Source organism: Pseudomonas sp. REP124 (assembly GCF_020164475.1).
Taxonomy (GTDB): domain Bacteria; phylum Pseudomonadota; class Gammaproteobacteria; order Pseudomonadales; family Pseudomonadaceae; genus Aquipseudomonas.
This window is the reverse complement of the sequence record NZ_JAIQWX010000002.1, coordinates 26736-51207: the sequence shown is the minus strand read 5'-3', so window position 1 is coordinate 51207 and position 24472 is coordinate 26736. Positions and strand designations below refer to the sequence as shown.

General features: G+C 60.6%; 18 protein-coding genes. 7 read left to right on the top strand and 11 right to left on the bottom strand.

Translation table 11 applies throughout. The features are described 5' to 3' along the window. Positions 1–115: 115 nt before the first annotated feature. The 5 genes from pyk to K9857_RS00870 all read left to right on the top strand — a co-directional run bounded on the left by pyk (position 116) and on the right by K9857_RS00870 (position 6232). A complete protein-coding gene (gene pyk / locus K9857_RS00890) occupies positions 116–1564 on the top strand; it encodes a pyruvate kinase (protein WP_224533025.1) in 1449 nt (482 codons plus the stop codon). Positions 1565–1638: 74 nt separating this feature from the next. After that, complete coding sequence (gene eno, locus K9857_RS00885; RefSeq protein ID WP_224533024.1) at positions 1639–2940, top strand: phosphopyruvate hydratase; 1302 nt, start codon at positions 1639–1641, stop codon at positions 2938–2940. A gap of 3 nt (positions 2941–2943) precedes the next feature. After that, positions 2944–3741: a triose-phosphate isomerase gene (gene tpiA, locus K9857_RS00880; RefSeq protein ID WP_224533023.1), complete on the top strand. Its 798-nt coding sequence runs from the start codon at positions 2944–2946 to the stop codon at positions 3739–3741. 75 nt (positions 3742–3816) lie between these two features. Beyond that, positions 3817–5442 (top strand): NADP-dependent glyceraldehyde-3-phosphate dehydrogenase, encoded by a 1626-nt coding sequence (locus K9857_RS00875; RefSeq protein WP_224533022.1) that lies wholly within the window; start codon positions 3817–3819, stop codon positions 5440–5442. Positions 5443–5515: 73 nt separating this feature from the next. Further along, a complete protein-coding gene (locus tag K9857_RS00870; RefSeq protein WP_224533021.1) occupies positions 5516–6232 on the top strand; it encodes a TerC family protein in 717 nt (238 codons plus the stop codon). Between the two features lie 137 nt (positions 6233–6369). Here the strand turns inward: K9857_RS00870 and K9857_RS00865 are convergent, their stop codons facing one another. The 8 genes from K9857_RS00865 to K9857_RS00830 all read right to left on the bottom strand — a co-directional run bounded on the left by K9857_RS00865 (position 6370) and on the right by K9857_RS00830 (position 17299). Next, positions 6370–8013, bottom strand: coding sequence for an acetolactate synthase large subunit (locus K9857_RS00865; RefSeq protein ID WP_224533020.1), 1644 nt, complete (start codon positions 8011–8013; stop codon positions 6370–6372). Positions 8014–8089: 76 nt separating this feature from the next. Next, the gene (locus K9857_RS00860; protein ID WP_224533019.1) at positions 8090–8821 is read right to left on the bottom strand and encodes a transporter substrate-binding domain-containing protein; all 732 of its coding nucleotides are present in this window, start codon (positions 8819–8821) and stop codon (positions 8090–8092) included. Positions 8822–8874: 53 nt separating this feature from the next. Further along, positions 8875–10197 carry an MFS transporter gene (locus K9857_RS00855; RefSeq protein WP_224533018.1) on the bottom strand — a complete coding sequence of 441 codons (1323 nt, stop codon included), beginning with the start codon at positions 10195–10197 and terminating at the stop codon, positions 8875–8877. 70 nt (positions 10198–10267) lie between these two features. After that, positions 10268–11320 (bottom strand): lactonase family protein, encoded by a 1053-nt coding sequence (locus K9857_RS00850; protein WP_224533091.1) that lies wholly within the window; start codon positions 11318–11320, stop codon positions 10268–10270. Positions 11321–11590: 270 nt separating this feature from the next. Further along, the gene (acnA, locus tag K9857_RS00845) at positions 11591–14269 is read right to left on the bottom strand and encodes an aconitate hydratase AcnA (protein WP_224533017.1); all 2679 of its coding nucleotides are present in this window, start codon (positions 14267–14269) and stop codon (positions 11591–11593) included. Between the two features lie 146 nt (positions 14270–14415). Then, positions 14416–15306 carry a LysR family transcriptional regulator gene (locus K9857_RS00840; RefSeq protein WP_224533016.1) on the bottom strand — a complete coding sequence of 297 codons (891 nt, stop codon included), beginning with the start codon at positions 15304–15306 and terminating at the stop codon, positions 14416–14418. 302 nt (positions 15307–15608) lie between these two features. Further along, on the bottom strand, positions 15609–16172 hold the full coding sequence (locus K9857_RS00835; RefSeq protein WP_224533015.1) for a hypothetical protein: 564 nt from the start codon (positions 16170–16172) through the stop codon (positions 15609–15611). A gap of 242 nt (positions 16173–16414) precedes the next feature. Further along, a complete protein-coding gene (locus K9857_RS00830; protein ID WP_224533014.1) occupies positions 16415–17299 on the bottom strand; it encodes a LysR substrate-binding domain-containing protein in 885 nt (294 codons plus the stop codon). Positions 17300–17457: 158 nt separating this feature from the next. Here K9857_RS00830 and K9857_RS00825 point away from each other — a divergent pair, with 158 nt between their 5' ends. Continuing rightward, positions 17458–20481 (top strand): FAD-binding and (Fe-S)-binding domain-containing protein, encoded by a 3024-nt coding sequence (locus tag K9857_RS00825; RefSeq protein WP_224533090.1) that lies wholly within the window; start codon positions 17458–17460, stop codon positions 20479–20481. A gap of 331 nt (positions 20482–20812) precedes the next feature. Here the strand turns inward: K9857_RS00825 and K9857_RS00820 are convergent, their stop codons facing one another. Both K9857_RS00820 and K9857_RS00815 read right to left on the bottom strand, forming a co-directional pair. After that, positions 20813–21256 carry a hypothetical protein gene (locus tag K9857_RS00820; protein ID WP_224533013.1) on the bottom strand — a complete coding sequence of 148 codons (444 nt, stop codon included), beginning with the start codon at positions 21254–21256 and terminating at the stop codon, positions 20813–20815. Positions 21257–21516: 260 nt separating this feature from the next. After that, positions 21517–22422, bottom strand: coding sequence for an MBL fold metallo-hydrolase (locus K9857_RS00815; protein WP_224533012.1), 906 nt, complete (start codon positions 22420–22422; stop codon positions 21517–21519). A gap of 189 nt (positions 22423–22611) precedes the next feature. Between K9857_RS00815 and K9857_RS00810 the strand changes: the two genes are divergently transcribed. After that, positions 22612–23496, top strand: coding sequence for a LysR substrate-binding domain-containing protein (locus K9857_RS00810; RefSeq protein WP_224533011.1), 885 nt, complete (start codon positions 22612–22614; stop codon positions 23494–23496). Here the strand turns inward: K9857_RS00810 and K9857_RS00805 are convergent. Next, positions 23493–24371, bottom strand: coding sequence for a LysR family transcriptional regulator ArgP (locus K9857_RS00805; RefSeq protein ID WP_224533010.1), 879 nt, complete (start codon positions 24369–24371; stop codon positions 23493–23495). The genes K9857_RS00810 and K9857_RS00805 overlap by 4 nt on opposite strands. Positions 24372–24472 lie beyond the last annotated feature (101 nt).

Here is a 24472-nt window from a genome sequence, read left to right as displayed (position 1 = left end):
TTCGTAAAATCCGATTGCATCTCATTAATTGGTTATTGGCGTGTAAATAACCATCGATAACAACCAGATTTCCTTTGCGTTCAATAATAAAACCCTGTTCGAGGAATCATCTGTCATGCAGCGCAGAACCAAGATCGTGGCCACGTTGGGGCCAGCAACAGAATCATTCGAAGCCATCGAGGGGCTGGTGAAAGCGGGCGTGGATGTCGTGCGTCTGAATTTTTCCCATGGCAAGGCTGAAGATCACATGGCCCGCGCCAGGCTGGTGCGTGAGCTGGCGGCCAGGCATGGTCGCTTTGTGGCGATACTGGCTGACCTGCAAGGTCCGAAGATTCGTATCGCGCGTTTTGCCGAAGGAAAAATCATCCTCGAAAAAGGTCAGCAGTTCGTTCTCGACGCTGCGCTGGACAAGAACGCCGGGGATGTGGAACGCGTCGGTATCGACTACGAGGCGCTGATCACCGATAGCCGTCCTGACGACATTCTGTTGCTCGACGATGGCCGGATCGAGCTGAAGGTCCTGCAAGTCGAAGCGACGCGATTGATCTGCGAAGTGCTGGTCAGTGGGCCGCTTTCGAACAACAAGGGCATCAATCGCAAAGGCGGTGGGTTGTCGGCATCGGCGTTGACCGAGAAAGATTTCGCCGATATCAGGACGGCCGCGCACATGCAGGTGGACTACCTGGCCGTGTCGTTCCCTCGGGATGCCGCAGACATGCATCTGGCTCGCCGGATGCTCCACGAGGCAGGCGGGCAGGCCGGCCTGATCGCCAAGATCGAGCGCGCGGAAACCGTCAATGACCTGAGCGTTCTCGACGCGATTATCGAAGCCAGCGAAGGGGTCATGGTTGCCCGGGGTGACCTGGGCGTCGAGATTGGCGACGCGGAGCTGGTCGCCGTGCAGAAACTGATTATCGAACGCGCCCGCACGCTCAATCGCTTGGTGATTACCGCGACCCAGATGATGGAGTCGATGATCACTCAATCGATGCCGACTCGCGCTGAAGTGTTCGACGTGGCCAACGCCGTGCTCGATGGCACCGATGCGGTGATGCTCTCCGCGGAAACCGCCGCCGGTGCCTATCCGGTCGAGACGGTCGAAGCCATGCACCGGGTCATCATCGGCGCGGAGAAACACCCGCAATCCCATCGATCCAGGCATCGGGTGGACCAGGTGTTCCACAAGATCGACGAGTCCATTGCGATGTCGGCCATGTACGCCGCCAACCATCTGCATGGTGTCAAAGCCATCATCTGCATGACTGAGAGTGGCGACACCCCGCGCCTGATGTCGCGCATTCGCTCGCACCTTCCCATCTTTGCCTTCTCTCGCAACCGGGCGACCCAGAACCGGGTCACGCTTTTTCGTGGCGTCACCACCATTCCGTTCGACAGCGACGACTTCATCCCTGAACAGGTGAATGAGAAAGCCGTTGCCGAGTTGACCCGACGAGGCGTGGTCAAGGCCGGCGATCACGTGCTGATCACCAAGGGCGACTACGCCAACGCCCAGGGCGGCACCAACTCCCTTCGTGTCGTGTGCGTCGGTGAAACCATTCGCTGAGGGAGCAAGACTGATGAGCAAAACCCGTTTCACAGATAACCAGGCGCCGCAGAACCAGCCGAAGGGAGCCATCCATGCTTAGTAAAAACAGCCTCATTCAACAAATCGCCGCTCGGGAAATTCTGGACTCTCGGGGCAATCCCACGGTCGAAGCTGTCGTGACACTCGCGTGTGGCATCAGCGCAACCGCCAGCGTTCCCTCTGGTGCATCGACAGGCTCACGTGAAGCGCTCGAATTGCGTGACAATGCCGCGCGCTACATGGGCAAAGGCGTGATGCGCGCGGTCGAGAATGTGAACAACCCGATCCGCGAATGCCTTGTCGGACTGGATGCCTTGAACCAGCGCGAAATCGACAACGTCATGATCGCCCTGGATGGCACCGATAGTAAGAGCATACTGGGCGCCAACGCGATTCTTGCCGTGTCCCTGGCGACCGCCAAGGCTGCGGCCAAGGTGCAGAACATTCCCTTGTACGAGCACCTGGCGGCGTTGTATGGCTCGCCGGGCAAATTCAGCATGCCGGTGCCGATGATGAACATCATCAACGGTGGCGAGCATGCCGATAACAACATCGATATCCAGGAATTCATGATCCAGCCCGTCGGTGCGACTTCGTTCCGCGAAGGCCTGCGCATGGGCGCCGAGGTGTTCCATTGCCTGAAGAAAGTGCTGGCGCAACGGGGCTTGAGCACGGCGGTTGGCGATGAGGGTGGATTTGCGCCTTCGCTGGCGTCCAATGAAGAAGCCCTGATTGTGATCATGGAGGCGGTGAGCCGGGCAGGTTACGAACTGGGCAAGGACATCACGCTGGCACTCGATTGCGCAGCGTCCGAGTTCTACGAAGGCGGCCAGTATGTGCTCGCCGGCGAGGATCAGGCATTCAACTCGGCAGGTTTCGCCGATTACCTGGCGATGCTCTGCGACAAGTACCCGATCATCTCCATCGAGGACGGCATGGACGAAAGTGACTGGGACGGCTGGGCAGGGCTGACTCAAAAGCTCGGTCATGTGCAGTTGGTGGGCGACGATCTGTTCGTGACCAACACCAGCATTCTGCGCGAGGGCATTCGCAAGGGGATCGGTAATTCGATCCTGATCAAGTTCAACCAGATCGGCACGCTGAGCGAGACCCTGGACGCCATCCGCATGGCGCAGGATGCCGGTTACACCGCCGTCATTTCTCATCGCTCGGGCGAGACCGAGGACACCACGATCGCCGACCTCGCCGTGGCCACCTGTGCGGGACAAATCAAGACCGGCTCGCTGAGCCGCTCCGATCGCGTCGGTAAATACAATCGCTTGCTGCGCATCGAGGAGGCCTTGCAGGAGCGGGCGCCTTACAACGCGTCCGCGCTTTTGAACCGGAGCGCTTGAGTCATGCCGATCGAATCGAACAGAAAACCCCTGGTGATCGGCAACTGGAAAATGAACGGCAGCAGCGCCGCCAATGCTTCATTGCTGCGTGGCGTACTTCCGCTGGTCTCGATCTTTGAAAGCGTGGACGTAGCGATTTGTCCGCCGTTTCCCTACCTGACAACTGTCGCCGATTTGCTGGACAACTCCGACGTTGGCCTTGGTGCGCAGAATCTGAGTGAGCAACGCTCGGGTGCCTGTACCGGTGAAGTCAGCGCTTCGATGCTCCACGATGTCGGCTGCCGTTTCGTGTTGGTCGGTCACTCGGAGCGGCGCACCCTTTATGCGGAGGACGACGAGCTTGTTGCGAACAAGTTTTCGGCCGCGCTGCATGCCGGACTAACCCCTGTTTTGTGCGTTGGCGAAACCCTTGAACAGCGCCAGCGTGGCGAAACCCGGGCGCTGGTCACCACCCAACTCAATGCTGTGCTGAAGGTTGTCGGCATAACGGATCTGGCCAGGGGCGTCATCGCCTATGAACCGGTCTGGGCCATTGGCACCGGGGAAACGGCGACGCCCGGGCAGGCGCAGGCGGTGCATCGCCACATACGCCAGTGGTTGGCGGACCGGGACCGGACAGCCGCTGCCCAATGCCGGATTTTGTACGGCGGCAGTGTGAAGGCCGACAACGCCGAACAATTGTTCGGACAACCGGATATCGACGGCGGCCTGATTGGCGGTGCCTCACTGGATGTCCAGTCCTTCGCGGCCATTTGCCGGGCCGCTCAATCCGAGCCTGCGAGCGATTCCATCGCGATCTGAATTCTTTTGAACGTGCAGGTGCTGCCTGGATCACCGATTCAGGCCGCACCGAGTGCTAGCGCTGAGGTATGAAAAATGAGTTTGAACAATCCGCTGGAAGCACTCTTTCCGAGTGCTGACGAGATCCCTGCCGCTTATCGTCCGGGGCCGGCCATCGAGCAGCGCGAGTATCTGGTCAATGGCGAACTGAGGTTGTGGGAGGGACCGCTCGCTCCGGTGCGCAGCCCTGTTTGCCTGAAGAAGGAGTCGGGACTCGAGACCGTCATTCTGGGCAGCACGCCGTTGCTGGATGCTTCGACTGCCATGAGCGCACTGGATGCCGCCGTGCAGGCTTACGATCGCGGTCAGGGCGCATGGCCCACCCTGCGCGTGGTCGAACGCATTCGTCACGTCGAGGCGTTCCTCAAGCGCATGCGTGAACAGCGCGAAGCGGTGGTGACGTTGCTGATGTGGGAGATCGGCAAGAACCTGAAGGACTCCGAGAAGGAGTTCGACCGCACCTGCGACTACATTGTCGACACCATCAATGCCTTGAAGGAACTGGATCGTCGTTCCAGCCGTTTCGAGCTTGAACAGGACACCCTGGGGCAGATTCGGCGCGTGCCGCTGGGCGTGACGCTGTGCATGGGGCCTTACAACTATCCGCTCAACGAAACGTTCACCACGCTGATCCCGGCGCTGATCATGGGCAACACCGTGGTGTTCAAACCCGCCAAGTTCGGGGTGCTGCTGATCCGGCCGCTGCTGGAAGCATTCCGGGACAGCTTTCCGGCAGGGGTCATCAACATCATTTACGGCAGCGGTCGGGAAACCGTCAGTGCCTTGATGGCCAGCGGCAAGATCGATGTCTTCGCGTTCATCGGTACCAACAAGGCCGCCAGCGATCTCAAGAAACTTCACCCCAAGCCACACCGCCTGCGTGCTGCGCTGGGGCTGGATGCGAAAAACCCGGGCATTGTCCTGCCGGATGTCGATCTGGATAACGCCGTTGCCGAGGCGGTGACCGGCTCGCTGTCGTTCAACGGACAACGTTGCACCGCACTGAAAATCCTCTTCGTTCATGAAAACGTCGTGGGTGCCTTCCTCGACAAGTTCCAGCAGAAACTGGCGGGACTCAAGCCGGGCATGCCATGGGAGGCCGGCGTGGCATTGACGCCATTGCCGGAGCCGGGCAAGACGGAGTTTCTCACTGGCCTGGTCAGCGATGCTGTGAGTAAAGGCGCCGAAGTGGTCAATCCGGGTGGCGGCCGAGTCTGCGAAACCTTCTTCTACCCGGCCTTGCTGTACCCGGTCACCAGCGACATGCGCGTGTACCACGAAGAGCAGTTCGGGCCGGTTGTGCCGGTGGTGGTCTACCGGGATCTGCAGACGGTGGTCGACTACGTGCTAGATTCGGATTTCGGTCAGCAGTTGAGCATCTTCGGCAACAATCCGGCGCAAGTCGGACGGCTGGTCGATGCCTTTGCCAATCAGGTCGGACGGATCAACATCAATGCGCAGTGTCAGCGCGGGCCGGACAGCTTTCCCTTCAACGGACGCAAAAACTCCGCCGAAGGCACGCTGTCGGTGGACGATGCCTTGCGGGTGTTCTCCATTCGCACGCTGGTCGCCACCAAATTCCAGGAGAGCAACAAGACGCTGGTCAGCGACATCATCCACAACCGTGAATCCAGCTTCCTGACCACCGATTACATCTTCTAGAGGCAGCGATAACGACGCACGGGCATTGCCTTGGGCAATGCCTCTTTTTGAGCAATCGAGAATTTTTGACGTTATGGAATGGTTTCTCAATCCGGAAATCTGGATCGCGTTTTTCACCCTGACAGCGCTGGAGATTGTCCTGGGTATCGACAACATCATCATGATTTCGATTCTGGTCAGTCGCATGCCCAGGGCCATGCAGCCGAAAACGCGCTTCTTCGGCCTGGCATTGGCCATGGTCACACGCATTCTCCTGCTGCTTTCCATCACCTGGATCATGGGCCTGACTGCCGACCTGTTTCAGGTGTTCGGGCAGGGGATTTCCGGCCGTGACCTGATCCTGTTCTTCGGTGGATTGTTCCTGTTGTGGAAGAGCAGCAGCGAGATTTTCCAGGAGCTGGAAGGCGGGGAGGAGGGTGAGTCGGAGTTCGGCAAAAAGGGCGCCGGCTTTCTGAGCACCATTGTTCAGATCGCGATCATCGATATCGTTTTCTCGCTGGACTCGGTGATCACGGCGGTGGGCATGGTCTCCCATGTGCCGGTGATGATCGCGGCCATCGTGGTGGCGGTGTTGATCATGATGCTGGCGGCCGGGGCTATCAGTTCTTTCATCGATAAACATCCCAGCCTGAAGATGCTGGCCCTGGCCTTTCTGATCGTCGTGGGGGTGGTGCTCATCGCCGATGCGATGGGGCAGCATGTGCCCAAGGGGTATGTGTATTTCGCCATGGCGTTTTCGCTGGCGGTGGAGGCATTGAACATCCGGTGCCGGACTTCAAGAACGGCGTGAGGGAACACCCCCGCAAACCCGTAGGAGCAAGGCTTGCCCGCGAAAGCACCCGTACAGTCAACATCGATGTTGACTGATCTGGCGCTTTCGCGGGCAAGCCTTGCTCCTACGGTTTTGTGTTCGGCAGAACGTACCGATCAGACCTGCGCACTCCTGTGCTTGAGCTCGGTGTTGAGGATACGGTCGTTCTCGGAGTAATCCACGGGGCAATCGATGACGTGCACACCCGGCGTACCGATGCAGTGTTCCAGCAGCGGCAGCAAGCCATTGGCGCTTTCCACACGGTGCCCATTGGCACCATAGGCTTCGGCATATTTGACGAAATCCGGGTTGCCGTAATCCAGGCCGAAATCGGTGAAGCCCATGTTCGCCTGCTTCCAGCGGATCATCCCGTAGCCGTCGTCACGCAGGATCACCACGGTGATGTGCATGCCCAGGCGCACGGCGGTTTCCAGTTCCTGGCTGTTCATCATGAAGCCACCGTCGCCGCACACCGAAATCACGGGGCGATCCGGATGCACCAGGTGCGCCGCCATGGCCGACGGCAGGCCTGCGCCCATGGTCGCCAGGGCGTTGTCCAGCAGCACGGTGTTGGGTTTGTGGGCCTTGTAGTTGCGGGCAAACCGGATCTTGTAGATGCCGTTGTCCAGCGCGACGATGCCTTCGGAGGGCAGCACGCGACGGATATCGGCCACCAGGCGCTGCGGGTAGACCGGAAAGCGGTCGTCGTCGGCGCCTTCGGTGATCTGCGCTTCGTTGGCCTCGCGGATCGCCAGCAGGCGGCTGAAGTCCCAGTGACGGGTGTCGGTCAGCGCTTCACCGATCTGCCACACGGCGTTGGCGATGTCGCCGATGACTTCGATTTGCGGGAAGTACACGGCGTCGACTTCCGCCGAGCGGAAGTTGATGTGGATGACTTCGGTACCGCCACGGACCATGAAGAACGGTGGCTTTTCGATCACGTCGTGGCCGATGTTGACGATCAGGTCGGCAGCCTCGACGGCGCGATGCACGAAGTCGCCGGAGGACAGCGCGGCGTTGCCGAGAAAGCGCTCGTGACGCTCGTCGACCACGCCTTTGCCCATCTGCGTGGTGATGAATGGAATACCGGTCCTGTCGATCAGTTGCTTCAAAACCTTGGCGGTCATCTTGCGGTTGGCGCCGGCGCCGATCACCAGGATCGGGCTGCGGGCCTTCTGCAGTTTCTCCACCGCCGCTTCGACCGACTTGTGTTCCGCCAGCGGCCGACGATGCAGGCTCGGCGGGATCGGCAGGCTGTCGGTTTGTTCGGCAGCGATGTCTTCAGGCAACTCCAGATGCACGGCGCCGGGCTTTTCTTCTTCGGCCAGGCGGAAGGCTTCCCGCATGCGCGAAGGGATGTTGTCGGCCGAAGCGAATTGATGGGTGTACTTGGTCAGCGGTTGCATCATGCCGACCACATCGAGGATCTGGAAACGGCCCTGCTTGGATTTCTTGATCGGCTTTTGCCCGGTGATCATCAGCATCGGCATGCCGCCCAGATAGGCATAGGCACTGGCGGTCACCAGGTTGGTCGCGCCGGGACCGAGGGTCGAGAGGCTGACGCCCGTCTTGCCGGTGAGGCGGCCGTAGGTCGCGGCCATGAAGCCGGCGGATTGTTCATGGCGAGTCAGGACCAGCTTGATCCTGGACTTGCGCAGGGATTCCAGCAGGTCGAGGTTTTCCTCGCCAGGGATACCAAACACATATTCGACGCCCTCGTTTTCCAGGCATTGCACGACGACATCTGCGGCCTTGGCCATTTTTCTTCCTCGGTATCTTCAAGCGCTGATGCGCATTTTGTGTTGGGTCAGGGGGATTGAAGCCACGGGGCGTGGCTTATGCCGACGGCGCGACGCTGACGTCGGTCTGACCACTTTCAATCAAAGCCGCCAGAACAAACCCCTCAGCCTTCTTGCGCTCGACAAAGCGCCTCACATAAGCCGCCCCCGCGCCACGTCCGCGGGGCACTGCCATGGCCTGGCGGATCGAGGTGAACGCGCCTTCCAGCACCCGGTAACTCGAATCGGTGGCAGCCACCTTGGCCAACGGCTGACGCACGCCCGCCGCGGCGTCCAGGTTCTGTGCGAAGAACAGGTCCACGGCCCCGGCCGAAGTGTCGGCACGCTCGAGCTGCGCATGCTGCAACGTGCGGCTCAGGAACAGGTCATACGCCGCGCCCTTGCCAACCGCCAGTTTCAAGCCCGGCTGATCGAGGTCCTCGACTTTCACAAAGGGCGAGTCGGCAGCCACCAGATAGGTGCCTTCGATAATCACGTAAGGCTCGCTGAACGCGATCTGCTGCTCGCGCACCGGTTCGATGGCCAGGAACGCGATATTCCAGACCTGGTCGTCCAGCGCCGCGAACACCTTGCCCGCCGCATCGAACGTAATCAGCTCGAGGTCCACGCTCAGTTCGGTGGCCAGCGCTCTGGCCAGTGCCACCGATACACCCTGCGGTGATCCATCCTTGCCTGGTTGCGCCAGGACAGGATTGCCGAAATTGATCGCTGCCCGCAGGACGCCGCCAGGCGCCAGGTCGTCGAGTACCGCAGGGGTGATAAAGCTCATTGTGTGCTCCGGGAAAAAATGAAGTGAACCGGGTTCGCCTGTGGCGGCAACCCTCAATGCGCCTCGCGGGTCACCCCGTTCGAGGCTTGCGGTGCTGGCTTGTTGGTGACCCGCATCAGAATCGTCATCAAGAAGCCCGCAAGCAGCAGCGCACTGAGGAACAGCAGGCCATTGGCGGCGCTCTGACTGTTGCCCTTGACCATGCCGATCATCGACGGCCCGACAAAACCACCCAGGTTGCCGATGGAGTTGATCACTGCGATCGACACCGCCGCGGTGGTGCGATCGAGGAACAGCGTCGGCAGCGCCCAGAACGGCGATTTGAAGCTGTACAGACCAGACAGCGCGACACAGATCATCGCCATGGCCACGTACGGGTTCTGCAGCATGCCGGCACCGATCAGGCCCAACGCGGCAACGAACAACGGGATGGCCGAATGCAGCTTGCGCTCATTGCGTTTGTCCGAGCTGCGCGACCAGACGATCATCGCGGCGGTGGCGACGATGTAGGGCAGCATCGCGATCAGGCCGATCTGGGTATGGGTCAACGACTCGGAGAAGCCCTTGATGATCTGCGGCATCCAGTAGCCGATACCCAGGCTGCCGCACTGATAGACGAAGTAGATGAAGGCCAGGTACAGGACCTTCGGATTGCTCATGGTTTTCAGGACGCTCAGGCTCTTCACGTTCTTGCGCGATTGCCGGTCGCGTTCAAGTTCGGCGATCAGCCACTCGCGTTCCTCGGGTTTGAGCCATTTGGCCTGCTCCGGTTTATCGGTCAGGAAGAAGTAGCAGGCGACGCCGAGGAACACCGCGGGAATGCCTTCCAGGAACAGCATCCAGCGCCAGCCACTCCAGTTCAGCCAGGCGATGTTGTCCATGATCCAGGTGCTCATCGGCGCGCCGATGATGTAGCTGACCGGGATCGCCGCGGTGAACAGGGCGACGGTGGTGGCCAGTTCCCTGGAGCGGAACCAGTAGGTCAGGTAGACGATGATGCCGGGGAAGAAACCGGCCTCGGCTACCCCCAAAAAGAAACGCAGGATATAGAGCTGGTTGGCGGTCTGGGCGAAGGCGGTGAGCGCGGCGATGAAGCCCCAGGTCACCAGGATCCGGGCGATCCATACCCGGGCGCCGAATCTGTTGAGCATCACGTTGCTTGGCACTTCGAACAGGAAGTAGCCGATGAAGAAAATCCCCGAGATGAAACCGAAGGCTTCGCTGGAGAGGGCCAGTTCCTTGTTCATCTGCAGCGCGGCATAGCCGATGTTGGCCCGGTCCAGGTACGAGACGATATAGAGCAGGAATACGAAAGGGATGATCCGCCAGGTCACCTTGCGGACGATTGCAGCTTCATCAGGTTTATTGTTGTTCATGTCTACCTCACTGGAAGCGGGCCAGGGCCTGCTTCCGTGGTTGCATTGCCATAGAAACACAGAGGCCGGTTCAGGCCGAGAAAATCATGCACACCGGGCTGCCCGTCGAGACGGAAAAGCCGGTCTTGCGCAGCGCGCCCTTGCGCGGGTCCACCGCCATCGAAATGATCGTGTCGCTGTCTTCGTTGAGCGCGAACAGGAACCGCTCGTTGGGCGTCAAGGTGAAGAAACGCGGGGTTTTGCCATCGGTCGGCATGAACTCGACAGGGCTCAACAGGCCGGTGCCCTGATCGATGGCAAACACCGCGACGCTGTCGTAACCCCGGTTGGAGGCGTAGAGGAAGCGACCGCTGCGATCCACTTCGATTTCCGAGGCACGGCTGTTGCCGGTGAAGCTCGCCGGCAGCGATGGCAGCACCTGAAGTGCAGACAGGCCGCCGGTCTGGGCGTTGAAGCCGTAGGTGGTCACGCTGGAGTCCAGCTCGTTGACCACATAGGCAAATGGCGCTTTGGGATGGAAGGCCAGATGACGCGGGCCGGCACCTTCACGGGTGGTGACGAAAGGCTGGTCGGCCGGGAACAGCTTGCCGTTGTCGAAACGGAAACTGAACACGCGATCCAGGCCCTTGTCCGGTACCAGGACGAAGTTGCCGGTGTGGTCGAAGGGGTTGAAGTGCGGCTTGGCAAAGGGCTGCTCGACCCGATGCGGCCCGAGCGGCCCTTCCAGCTTGAGCAGTTGATTGAGCGTGCCAAGCGAGCCGTCCTCGGCCACGTTCATCACCGCCAGCGAACCACCGATGTGATTCGACACCACCAGAAAGAGCTCGGTTGGGTCCAGCGCGAGGTGCACCGGGTTTTTACCTTCACAGCTCCGGGTGTTGATGAAGGTCAGTTGGCCGGTGGCCTTGTCTACGCTGAAGGCGCTGACGTCGGTCTTGTCGCCGTGGACGGTGTACAGACGGTCGCCTGCCTTGTTCAGGGCCAGGAACGAGGGGTTGACCAGATCCTTGACCACCTGGACGGGGGCGAGGGTGCCGTTTTCCTGATCCACCCGATAGACCGTGATGCCATCACCACGGGCATTGCGCTCACGGGTGGTCCGTGACCCGACATAGGCGTACATAGGGGTAGTTCTCCGATTGGCAGGTTGGTTTTTCAGAAGATCCGCAGCGTGGGCGACGCCCGGCGGCAGCAGTGAACCCAGGGCCGAAACACCGGCGACAGTCGCCATCTGCATGAGCAGCGTCCGTCGGGTCGGGCCCTGGATAGAGCAGGCCGAATCCTGAATTTCAGGCGCAGGGAGGCCTGCGTTGATTTCGTCGCATTGCATGACTGCGTTCCTTGTTTTTGTTAATCGCATCGTCCGGGCCCCTTGCAGGGCCCGTTGTTCGAATCAGTGGCGCGTGCGCTTGACCACCTTGCGGATCACGAACGGCAGGACGCCGCCGTTGAGCAGGTAGCGAATTTCCTGCTGCGAATCGATGCGCAGGCTCAGTTCGATTCGTTGTTCTTCGCCGTTGCCACGGCGGATCACCATGACCACCCGGTTGTTGCCGACGCCAATCTCGTCGAGCCCCAGGAAGTCGAAGCTTTCGTCACCTTGCAGCGCCAGATCGGCCACCGACTGGCCGGCGCCGAATTGCAGCGGCAGAACGCCCATGCCGATCAGGTTGCTGCGATGGATACGCTCGATGCTCTGCGCAACCACCGCCTTGACCCCCAGCAGCGCCTGGGCCTTGGCTGCCCAGTCGCGACTGGAACCTGCGCCGTAGTTGATCCCGGCGAACACGATCATTGGCGTATGGCTGGCCGCATAGCTTTGGGCCGCTTCGTAGAGCGGCAGGCAGCGGCTATGGTCGGCGTTCCAGGCCCAGGCACCTTCGCCTGGCTGGTTATCGCCCAGCTGAAGGTTTCTCACCGACTTGTTGGTGAACGCGCCGCGCAGCATGACTTCATGGTTGCTGCGGCGGGTGGAGTATTGGTTGAGGTCGTCGCGGTTCTCGCCGTGCTCCAGCAGCCACTGTCCGGCCAGACTGTCGGCCGGAATGGAGTAGGCCGGCGAGATATGGTCAGTCGTGACGTTATCGCCCAACACCATCAGCGTGCGCGCGCCGCTGATGGCCAGGGTGGTCTTTGCCTCGGCACTGATATCGGCCAGGTACTGCGGGCGACGCAGGTAGGTCGATTGCGGGCTCCACGGAAATTGCACGCTGCCCTCGGCGGACAGGGCCTGCCAGTGATGGGTGCCGTCCCAGACCTTGGCCAGGCGATCACGGAAGAACTCCGGCTTGACCACCTGGGCGACCTGTTCGGCAATGGCCGCATCGGTGGGCATCAGGTCGTGCAGATACACCGGGTTGCCGTCGCGATCCCGGGCCAGGACGTCCGCTTCCAGATCGATATCGATGGTCCCGGCGATGGCGTAGGCCACGCACAGCGCCGGAGAAGCCAGATAGCCGGCAGGGATCTTCGGGTTGACCCGCCCTTCGAAATTGCGGTTGCCCGAGAGCACCACCACGCCTTTCAGGCCTTGATCGGCAAATTGATCGACGTGCTCTTCGAGGGAGCCCGAGTTGCCGATGCAAGTCATGCAGCCGAAACCGGCGAGGTCGAAGCCCAGGGCCGAAAAGTCGTCCAGCAGGTTGGCCTGGGCCAGGTAGTCGGCGACCACGCGGGAGCCGGGGGACAGCGACGTCTTGACCCACGGTTTGCGGGTCAATCCCAGTTGACGGGCCTTGCGGGCCAGCAAACCGGCCTGGATCATCTGCGACGGATTGGCGGTGTTGGTGCAACTGGTAATGGCGGACATCACCACGGCGCCGTGGGTGATCGGCTGCTGGAACGAAGGCTCGTAGAAGGTTTTCTGCTCCGGTCCGGCAATCAGGTTTGTGCCGCCCATCACTTCTTTCTGGAACGAGGCGGCGGCGTTGGACAGCTTCTGCCGCTGGTGCGGTTGATGCGGGCCGGCGACGCAGGCTTCGATGCTTGCCAGATCCAGCTCGATCAGCTCATCGAACTCAGGTTCCGGCAATTCATCCCGGCGCCACAGCGGCTGGGCGTTCATGTAGCCGATGACCTTCTGGATCAGCGCCTCGGAACGACCGCTGAGCTTCAAGTACGACAGGGTATCGTCGTCGAACGGGAAGAACACCACCGTGGCGCCATACTCCGGGGCCATGTTGGAAACGGTACCGCGAGCCGCCCAGCTCAGGGACGACAGCCCGGGACCGGTGAACTCCACGAACTTGCCCACGACCGAGCGCTTGCGCAGGATCTCGGCCACGTGCAGCGACAGGTCGGTGGCGGTGACGCTCGGGCGCAGCGAGTTGGTGACACGAATGCCGATCACTTTCGGGAAGCTGATAGGCACGGGTTCACCCACCATCGCCGCCTGGCCTTCGAGGCCGCCGACGCCCCAGCCCAGCACGCCGATGGCATTGATCATGGGGGTGTGGCTGTCGGTGGCGACCATGTCGTCCGGGTGCAGCAGAGGCTGGCCGTCCTCGGTACGACCTTCCCAGACCACTTGCGCGAGGGCTTCCATGTTCATCTGGTGGATGATGCCGGTGCCCGGTGGAATCACGCCGAAGTTGTCCAGGCTCTTCTGTGCCCATTTGATGAAGCGATAGCGCTCGCTGTTGCGACGAAAATCGATGTCCAGGTTCTGTTCGACCGCATCGGCCTCGGCGTAACGCTCCACGATCACCGAATGGTCGATGGTCAGCACCGCGGGGATCAGCGGGTTCATGGCCTTGGGATCGCCACCGAGCTCCGCCACCACGTCACGCATGCCGGCGAAGTCGGCCAGCGCCGGCAGGCAGGTGGTGTCGTGGAACATCAGGCGGTTGGGCTGGAACGGCACTTCGCAGTCAGGCCCCTGGCCGATGGCACGGGACAGCACCGAGGGCAAGGCGTCAGGCGAGCAGCGCGCGACGTTTTCCAGCAGGATGCGGATCGAATAAGGCAGCTTCGAGATCTGCGCAGGAGACAACATCCTGTTCAGGTCGACATACGCAAACGACTCGTTATCGATCGACAGATGGCTGAAGAGGTCACAGGCAGTTTCGGTCATGCTCATATCGCTCAGGCTTTTTATAAGGGGCGCGGGATTCGGGGGTGAGCCGATCGGTACCGCTGATGAGCCGATACTAGGAGCAATCCTGTGTGCTGAAAATTGATCAATTACCATAGCAGCGTTCTCCTATGGAGAACGCTCGTTCAGTGTTGTGCCTGCCTCAAATGATCGATCAGGGTTCGCACCGTGGGTGGCGCCAGGTCGTATTTCCTGAAAACCAGCAACAGCGAACGCTGAGCCCACGGCTCGGCCAGCGCCACCGACTTGAGCTTGTGACTGCGCTGGTAGGGGCTTACGACACTGCGGGGCAATACCGCCAGCCCCAGGCCGGTGGAGACCATGCGGCAGATGCAGTCGAAGCTGCTGATGCGGATTCTCAGCTTGGGTGTCATGCCCAGCTTTGCCGCCTCGTTGGTCAGCAGTGAATGCATGGAGCTGTCCAGGTGCGGTCCGACCAGTTCGTGCTCCAGCACTTCCTTGAAGGCGATGGACTTTCGATCCGCCAGTACGTGGCCCGCCGGGACCACCAGCGTCAGCTCATCCTGGCGGTAGGGCAGGGTCTCCAGGCCCTGGGCGGCGGTCTGTGCGGCGATGATGCCCAGGTCCGCGCTGCCATCAGACACCGCACGAATCACCGCCGAGCCGACACGCTCCTCGATATCGAATTTGATCTGCGGGTAGAGCGCCACGAACCGCGCGACGTCGTCGGGCAGAAACTGGGAAAGGGCAGAGGTGATCGCGTGGACGCGGATATGGCCTTTGACCCCGGCGGAGAAATCCCCCAGCTCGCTGTCGAGCTGCTCGATGGTCTGCTTGAGCTGGCGGGCGTAAAACAGCAGCGACTGGCCTGCCGGCGTCAACTCGACGCCGCGCGCGTTGCGCAATAGCAGGGCAGAGCCGATCTGCGATTCCAGCTCCGAAAGCCGCTTGCTGATCGCCGATACAGCCAGATGATGAATGCGCGCGGCACGGGTGAGGTTGCGTTCCTGCGCGACGGTGATGAACAGCGCGAGGGTGGTCAGGTCGTAGCGCACGGAATGATTCCTCAAGGCGGGCAGTGGTCAGGAGAGTAACACCCTTGCAAGCGGGGGCCTTGGGTCAACGGTGATGCGGGGTACATTGGGAGCAAACTCGCATTCCCCTGTAGGAGCCGAGCTTGCTCGCGATGGTGGTCAACGATAACGCTGGCTACCTGATGCCCCGCGGTGTCCTGGCGCGCATCGCGAGCAAGCTCGGCTCCTACAGTGGTCGTCTGCGATAACGCGGGGAATCTGGTGCCCCGCGGTGTTCCGGGGTTCATCGCGAGCTTGCTCGCTCCTACAGGTTCAGCGATTTCCTAGCGGGAGGTTTCAACCTTCAGCACTTCGGTTTGAGTGGCCTCGACCGTCTGGCCGGCGCGTAAATCCTGCAGGTGCGCCACGACTTTCGGGTCGACGACGGTGACGACTTGCTCGTTTCCGTCCGGATGCAGCAGTACCACCTGCTTGTTCGTCACGTCGACGCGGGTGACCTTCAGCGTGACCTTGATGGTGCGATACATCTCTCCGCCCGGCAGGTTGTCGGGGGAGGCGCGGTTGGTCCAGGTGTCGTTGCTCACCGCAGGCGCGCCACCGACGTCGGTGTCCAGCACGTAATCGATGGAGCGGGTGACACGAATATCGACCTTGTCGCCGACTTTCAGGTTGTGCAGCGCCTTGGCCTGGTCGGTGAGCTGGAAGGGGACCGGGCGCTTGTCCAGGCCTTCGATGGTGACTTGATGCTTGGGCGAATCGACCGCCAGGACCCGGGTCTGGAAATGTTCTGTGGAGGCTTCGCTGTTCAGCGGGATTTCTTCTGCATGGGCTGCAAGGCTGGCAGTGGCCAGCAGGGATGCCAGAGCGAGCGAGTGAAGTCGTTTCATAGGCCAGCGTTCCATGTGATGGGTGACAGAGCGGCGCGCAGGGTATCACTCCGGCACGCGGTGCCCGTGGGCCAGAGCATAGTCAGTGAATGGCGAATTCGTTGCACGAAGTGTCAAGAGACCAATCCCCACACAAAACCCCGTCGGAGCGAGGCTTGCCCCAATGTCAGTCAGTTAAGAGATTGAACAGGTAATGAAGACATTGTGGTGAGGGGATTTATCCCCGCCCACCAGACAACCCTTCAGATCTGCTCCAGCAACCACGTCCGAAACGCAATCAGCGACGGCAGCATTTCGTTGCGCGGTGGGTACGTCAGGTAATAGCTGCGCTGGCTGGCGAAGGGCAGGTCGAGGCTGATCAGCTCGCCGGCGGCCAGCTCGTCGGTCACCAGAATGCGCGGCACCAGGCCGATGCCGATGCCGGCGCGCACAGCCTGGATCAGGTGCGAGGTGAGTTCGAAGCTCGGCCCCAGGCGCATCATCCGATGGGGCAGGTGGTGGTGGCTGAACCACTCGCCCCAGACGTTGGCGTTGCTGGCGACGTTGAGCAGCGTCTGGCTGCCGATGCGCTCCGGGGTCCAGTCGTCGTGCAGCTGCGCGGTGTCCGGGGAGATGACCACCAGCAGTTCCTCGGTGTGCAGGCGATGGCTGATCAGCCCCGGCAGGTCGGCGGCACCGACGACGATGGCGGCGTCGATGCCGCTGGTTTCGAAGTCGATGGCGTCGATCCGCGAGTTGATGTGCACCAGCATGCCGGGGTGGGTCTTGTAGAAGTCATGCAGGCGTGGCAGCAACCATTTCGAGCCGAAGGTGGGCAGGGTGGCCAGCCGCAGGGTGCCCCGGCCGGATTGATAGGCCATGGCCTGCAAGGTCGCGCTGCGAATGCGTCCCAGGGCTTCGCTCAGCTCGCGCTGATACAGGCGACCGACATCGGTCAGTTGCACTTGCCGGCCTTCGCGGCGGAACAGGCTCAGGCCCAGCTGCTGCTCCAGCGCCTGGACCTGGCGACTGACGGCGCTCTGGGTCAGCGACAGCTCTGTGGCCGCCCGGGTATAGCTTTCATGTCGGGCGGCGGCTTCGAAGGCCAGCAATAACGACATCGATGGCGTGAGGTGACGGTAATTCATTCATAAAACTCATCGATAGCGGCAGGAATTTCCGGTTGTCTGACGCCGGAGCCCGCGAGATCATTGGTGTAACTGACGGGCCGAGACTGACCCATTAATGTTCTGGCGACAAGAGTATTGAGTTTTCCATGATGAAATCGACCACCCAACAGTCTTCAATGATCGCTCGGTTGCCCGTCGTCGCTCCCGCGGCCCAATACCCGGATTTTCTGCAAGCCCTTGCCGCCAGCGGCTTTCAAGGCCAGATCAGTGCCGACTACGCCACCCGTACGGTGTTGGCGACGGACAACTCGATCTACCAGCGTCTGCCGCAAGCGGCGGTGTTTCCCCTGGATGCGGACGACATCGCGCGCATCGCGACGCTGATGGCCGAGCCGCGTTTTCGCCAGATCAAACTGACCCCGCGCGGCGGCGGCACCGGCACCAACGGCCAGTCGCTGACCGACGGTATCGTGGTCGACCTGTCACGGCACATGAACACCATTCTGGAAATCAACGTCGAAGAACGCTGGGTGCGGGTGCAGGCGGGCGTGGTCAAGGACCAGCTCAATGCCGCGCTCAAGCCTCACGGGCTGTTTTTCGCCCCTGAGCTGTCGACCTCGAACCGCGCCACCGTCGGCGGCATGATCAACACCGACGCCAGCGGCCAGGGCAGTTGCACCTACGGCAAGACCCGCGACCACGTGCTGGAACTGCACAGCGTGCTGCTCGGCGGCGAGCGCCTGCACACCCGTCCCTTGTCCGATGCCGAACTGGACGTGGCCTGCGAGCAACCCGGCCGCAGCGGCGAGGTGTACCGGGTGGCTCGCACTATTCAGGAAACCCAGGCCGAGCTGATCGAGTCGGTGTTCCCCAAACTCAATCGCTGCCTCACCGGTTACGACCTGGCGCACCTGCGCGACGAGCAGGGCCGTTTCAACCTCAACAGCGTGCTGTGTGGTGCGGAAGGTTCGCTAGGCTACATCGTCGAAGCCAAGCTCAACGTGCTGCCGATTCCCAAGTATTCGGTGCTGGTGAACGTGCGCTACAGCAGCTTCATGGACGCGCTGCACGACGCCAATGCGCTGCTTGCGAAGAAGCCGCTGTCGATCGAGACCGTGGACTCCAAGGTGCTGTTGCTGGCGATGAAAGACATCGTCTGGCACAGCGTCGCCGAGTATTTTCCAAGCGACGCCGAGCGTCCGACCCTGGGCATCAACCTGGTGGAGTTCTGCGGTGACGATGCGGCGGAAGTGAACGCTCGCGTCGCAGCCTTTGTCGAGCACCTGCAGGCCGACACCACCATCGAGCGCCTGGGCCACACCCTGGCCGAAGGCGCCGCCGCCGTGAACCGTGTCTACACCATGCGCAAACGCTCGGTGGGCCTGTTGGGCAACGTCGAGGGCGAGATCCGTCCGCAGCCGTTCGTCGAAGACACCGCGGTTCCGCCTGAGCGCCTGGCCGACTACATCGCCGAATTCCGCGCCTTGCTCGACGGTTATGGCCTGGCCTACGGCATGTTCGGCCACGTCGATGCCGGCGTGCTGCACGTGCGCCCGGCACTGGACATGAAAGACCCGGCTCAGGCGGCGCTGGTCAAGCCGATTTCCGACGCGGTGGCCGAACTGACCCGGCATTACGGCGGGCTGCTGTGGGGCGAGCACGGCAAGGGCCTGCGTTCGGAATACGTGCCCGATTTCTTCGGCGAACTGTACCCGGCGCTGCAATCGCTCAAGGGCGCGTTCGACCCGCACAACCAGCTCAACCCGGGCAAGATCTGCACGCCGCCCGACGCTGGCGAAGGCCTGCTCAAGGTCAATGAAGTGACGATGCGCGGCGATCTCGATCGGCAGATCGACGAGCGCGTCTGGCAGAGCTTCGACACCGCCATGCACTGCAATGGCAACGGTGCCTGCTACAACTACGACCCCAACGACGCGATGTGCCCGTCGTGGAAAGCCACCCGCGAACGCCAGCATTCGCCGAAGGGCAGGGCGTCGCTGATTCGCGAGTGGTTGCGTCTGCAAGGCGCGGCGGATATCGATGTGCTGCAGGCGGCGCGCGGCAAGTTGTCGTGGCTGGGCGGGTTGCCGGCGCGCCTGCGCAACAACCTGTCCCGTTCCCGGGGCGAGGCGGATTTCTCCCATGAAGTCTATGACGCGATGGCTGGCTGCCTGGCCTGCAAATCCTGCGCGGGACAGTGCCCGATCAAGGTCAACGTGCCGGATTTCCGCTCGCGTTTCCTCGAGCTGTACCACGGCCGTTATCAGCGCCCGATGCGCGACTACCTGATCGGCTCGCTGGAATTCACCATCCCTTACCTGGCCCGCGCCCCGGGCCTGTACAACGCGGTGATGGGTTCGAAGTGGGTGACGCGCCTGCTGGAGCAGCAGATCGGCATGGTCGACAGCCCGCTGATCCACCGCCACAACCTGCAGACCACCCTGGCCGCCTGCAAAGTCGCCGTGGCCAGCGTGCCGGCCCTGCGCGAACTGAGCGCCAGCCAGCGTGAGCGCAGTGTGGTGCTGGTGCAGGACGCCTTCACCCGGTACTTCGAAACGCCGTTGCTGGCGAACTTCATCCAGCTGGTGCATCAATTGGGCTATCGCGTGTTCCTCGCACCTTACAGCGCCAACGGCAAACCGTTGCACGTCCAGGGTTTCCTCGGCGCCTTCGCCAAGGCCGCGATCCGCAACGGCACCCAGCTCAAGGCCCTGGCCGATTGTGGTGTGCCGCTGGTGGGACTCGACCCGGCGATGACCCTGGTTTATCGCCAGGAGTACCAGAAAGTCCCGGGCCTGGATGACTGCCCGAAGGTCCTGCTGCCCCAGGAATGGCTCATCGATGCCTTGCCTGAAATGCCGGAATCCGCGGCCCAAACGTACCGCCTGATGGCCCACTGCACCGAAAAAACCAACGCCCCGGCCGCGACCTCGCAATGGGAAAAACTGTTCACCCGCATCGGCCTCAAACTGGTCACCGAAGCCACCGGCTGCTGCGGCATGTCCGGCACCTACGGCCACGAAGCCCGCAACCAGGAAACCTCGCGGACCATCTTCAACCAGTCCTGGGCGGGCAAGCTGGACAAGGAAGGGGAGGCGCTGGCCACCGGTTATTCGTGCCGCAGCCAGGTGAAGCGTCAGGCGGACGTGCAGCTGCGTCACCCGCTGGAGGTGGTGTTGGAGCATGTTGTCAGTCGGTGAGTAATCGTTCACCACAGAACCTGTGGGAGCTGGCTTGCCAGCGATGGCGGCCTGGTAGCCGACCTGATTACCCGGATGTTCCCAGAACCATTGTGGGAGCGGGCAAGCCTCGCTCCTACAGATGTTCCCAAGACCTGTAGGAGCCGAGCTGCTCGCGATGAACGCCAGAACAACGCGGGTTATCAGGCAGCCAGCGTCATCGTGGACGTCCATCGCGAGCATGCTCGCTCCCACAGGGTTGTTGTGTTGATTGGGAGAATGTAGTCAGACACGAAAAAGCCCGGCTGATCAGACCGGGCTTTTTTGTGGGTGTAGCGGTGAGGCGAAGAGCTTAGGCGATGGTGTTGCCTTTCAGGCGATCGGAGCCATCAGCGGCAACAGTGTTGCCTTTCAGGCGGTCGGAACCATCAGCGGCGACGGTGTTACCTTTCAGGCGGTCGGAGCCATCGGCGGCAACAGTGTTGCCTTTGAGGCGATCAGAGCCATCGGCGGCAACAGTGTTGCCTTTCAGACGATCAGAACCGTCAGCTGCAACCTCATTACCTTTCAAACGGTCCGAACCATCAGCAGCTACTGCACGTTTTTCCAGCAGGCGATCAGCGCCACCTTCGGCAACACGATTCTGTTGCAGGCGGTGGGAACCACCTTCAGCCACACGGCTTTCGATCAGCCGATCCGAGCCGCCTTCAGCGACTACAGGTTGGACAGAAGAAGCGGCAAAAGCGTTAACTGCGAAAACCGAGAAAACGATGCTGAGGATGGTTTGGCGTTTCATGATCGTGTGCTCCGGGTGAAATGTGTTTGGTATGGAGCAGATGTTACGCCGCAGGATTTTTTAGAGAACTTCATTGAGGTGATTGTGAACATCGACGGGATTGATAGGGCCGCAGATACATCACTGGTCCCGGTGATACCCCGTCCCTTGTAGGAGCGAGCACGCTCGCGATGGAGTCACAGCCACCGCGGGGTGTCAGGTGCCCAACGTTATCGTTGACGACCATCGCGAGCGTGCTCGCTCCTACAGAAATGCATCAATCAATATCCGTATTTCCTACCATCCTTGAATTCGATGTCGGACAGTATCGTGACCTGGTCGTCGACATTATAAAGATTCGCGTTTTTAACCAGATCGGAACTTGGAACCGCTTCAGGCTTTGCACTCTTGTCCTGCGCAGCCTGCATCTTGTCGCGAATCAGCACGATTTCTTCATACGTCATTTTCGGCACCTGCTTTGGGTCCGTACCCGCATGAGCACCGTAAATCGCCGTGTCCTTATTGATCACCTTCAACGTTGCCGACACCGAATCCACATAATCCTTCATGTTGCCAACAAACAGCGATGACGGATAAAGATGATCACCCGACAACAGCACATTGTTCTTCTCATCATAAAGCGCCACTTCATCCTGAGTGTGCCCAGGCGTGCCGAGCAGTTTCAGTTCGACACCGCCCAGATCAATCACATCATTGGGTTTGACCAGTCGTGAAACCTTGAACGGCTCGAGAACGAATTTATCGAAGTTACCCAGGTAAACCGATTCGGGCACGTGATAGAGCCCGTCTTTCTGCTTGAATTGACGGGTAAATTCGGTATCGAGCAAATAGATACTGTCGAAGTTGTGCAGACCACCAATATGGTCAAAGTGCAAATGCGACGGCAGAACGGATACGGGTTTTTGGGTAATCGACTTGACGATTTTGGTGATGTCTTCCTTTTGATTGGCGCCAGCGTCCAGCATCAAGGCCTTGTCGTTGCCGACAATCAGGTAGGAATAGTTGGCCTGGTAATAAGTTGGTTCACCAATGGCGTAGAGACTGTCGCTTAGTTTATGCACGACAAAAGCAGAGTTCTCTTTTGGCGTGTCTTCTGCACTGGCGTTGAAAGTAAACGCCGCCATCAGGGTCAGAGCAACTGCCAGCTTTTTATTATTGGTTTTCATGGGTGAAACTTCCTCGTGGTAGAGCCCTCAGTCAAACCAATGTGCCAGTGTTAATCAATCGAGAAATATTGAGGTTTTTATATTTAGAAAATCTAAACAGTTGCTTATGGGGTCCCGTCAAACATGCCGTTGACGAGGTTCAAGGGATCAGTTATTACCTGCCAGACCATCAATATCAGGCCGTTACCGATGAGCTTACCGCCCCTCCACAGTTTCAAGGTTTTCGAGAGCGTTGCGCGGCTGGGCAATATCAGTGCGGCGGCGGATGAGCTGCATGTCACCGCCGGGGCCGTGAGCCAGCAGTTGAAAGCCCTGCAAGCCAGCCTGGGGGTGGAACTGTTGGTCAAGCAGGGGCGGCAATTGGTGCTGACCGACAGTGGAAGGGTCCTGCAAAAGCATGTGGCCAGCGCCATCAGGGAAATTGGCGGGGCGGTATCGGTCCTCCGAAGCGCGAACATCAAACCCGACGACGTGAAGCACCTGACCCTGTCCATTCCGGGCAGTTATGGGCTCAGCTGGCTGACGACACGCCTGTTCAGGTTCATGGATGAGAACCGCCACATCAAACTCAAGGTCATCACTGAAAGCGGCTTCGGAGTCATCGACTGGCGTAGAGCGGACCTCGCCGTGTCTTACGGAACGCCTCCGGAATCGGGTTACTGGTGGCGCCTTCTGCACGGCATCCGCCTGACGCCGGTGTGCAGTCCCCAGCTTCTGCGTGGAGACCGGGCGCTGCGTCACGTCAGCGACCTTGCCCATCATCGCTTGCTCCACGAAGACGACGGGCGACAGTGGCGGCGCTGGCTCACTGAAGCCGGTGGTCAGGACCGCGAATACACCGATGTTCATTTCGAAGACTTCGGCATGGTGCTCGAAGCTGCGAAAGACGGTTTTGGCGTCGCCCTGAGTGATGAGGTGGTATCGGCCCGGGACCTTGACGACGGCCGGCTGGTCCAGCCTTTTACCCTGAGCGTGCCGGCGCTGCACAACTACTACTGTGTCTGCAGCGAAAGCACCAGGAGTCGGCCTGAAGTCCTTGAGTTGATCGAATGGCTTGCCGGCAGTCCCGGTTAACCGGCATCGATTGAAATCGAGATGCTTTGGGTGAGTTCCTTGAGCAGCTGAGTGTTGAGCTTGAAGGCTTGCCAGAACAACTCGATGTCCAGGCTCTGGTCCGGAGCGAGTTCTACCAGGCGGCCACTGGCGCAGTCCTCCGTGATCAGTTTTTCCGGCGCCATGCACCAGCCCAGTCCCATGATTGCCGCGTCGATCAGGCTGCGGGAGCTGGGTATGTAATGCACCGGCATCTGGAATGTCTGGCCGAACAGCTGACGGCAGAAGCGGTCGGTCATGGTGTCCTGGCGATCGAAAAGGATGGTCGGGGCGCGTTCCAGACCCTGCTCATCGAAGCCCTGGGCAAAGTACTCCTGCTGAAACTCCCGGGTCGCCACGGCCTTGTAGCGCATGGCCCCGATCGCCTTGATGACGCAGCCCCTGACCGGTTTTGGATCGGTGGTGATGGCGGCAATGGCGGTGCCGTCGCGCAGCAATTGATTGGTGTGTTCGTGATCGCCCATCCGCAAATCCAGCGAGACGTCATGGGCCCTGATCACGGGAAGAATGGCCGCGAGAAACCAGGTCGAGAGTGAGTCATCGTTCAGGGCAATGGTGAGACGGGCATTGACCGCACTGTTGGCCTCGCTCAACTCCTGCCGGGTATCCATCTGCAGCATCCGCACCTGTTGCGCCAGGCGCAGGACGACTTCGCCGGCGGAGGTGACCTGGGTCGGCAACAGTCGCTTGACCAGCAATGTCCCGACACTTTCCTCCAGCTGCTTGATCCGATGGGACACGGCGCCCGGCGTGACATGCAGCACGCGGGCGGCCGCCTCGAAGCTCTCTTCCTCGATTACCGCCAGAAATGTCATCAAATCGCGAGTGTCGAGCATGTTGCCTCTGATTTAGTTTTTTTAAAGACAGGCTAATTTATTTAGCTGGAGGATACTCGCGCGATTCCGTCTACTCAATGTGCCTGGACCACACGCCACGG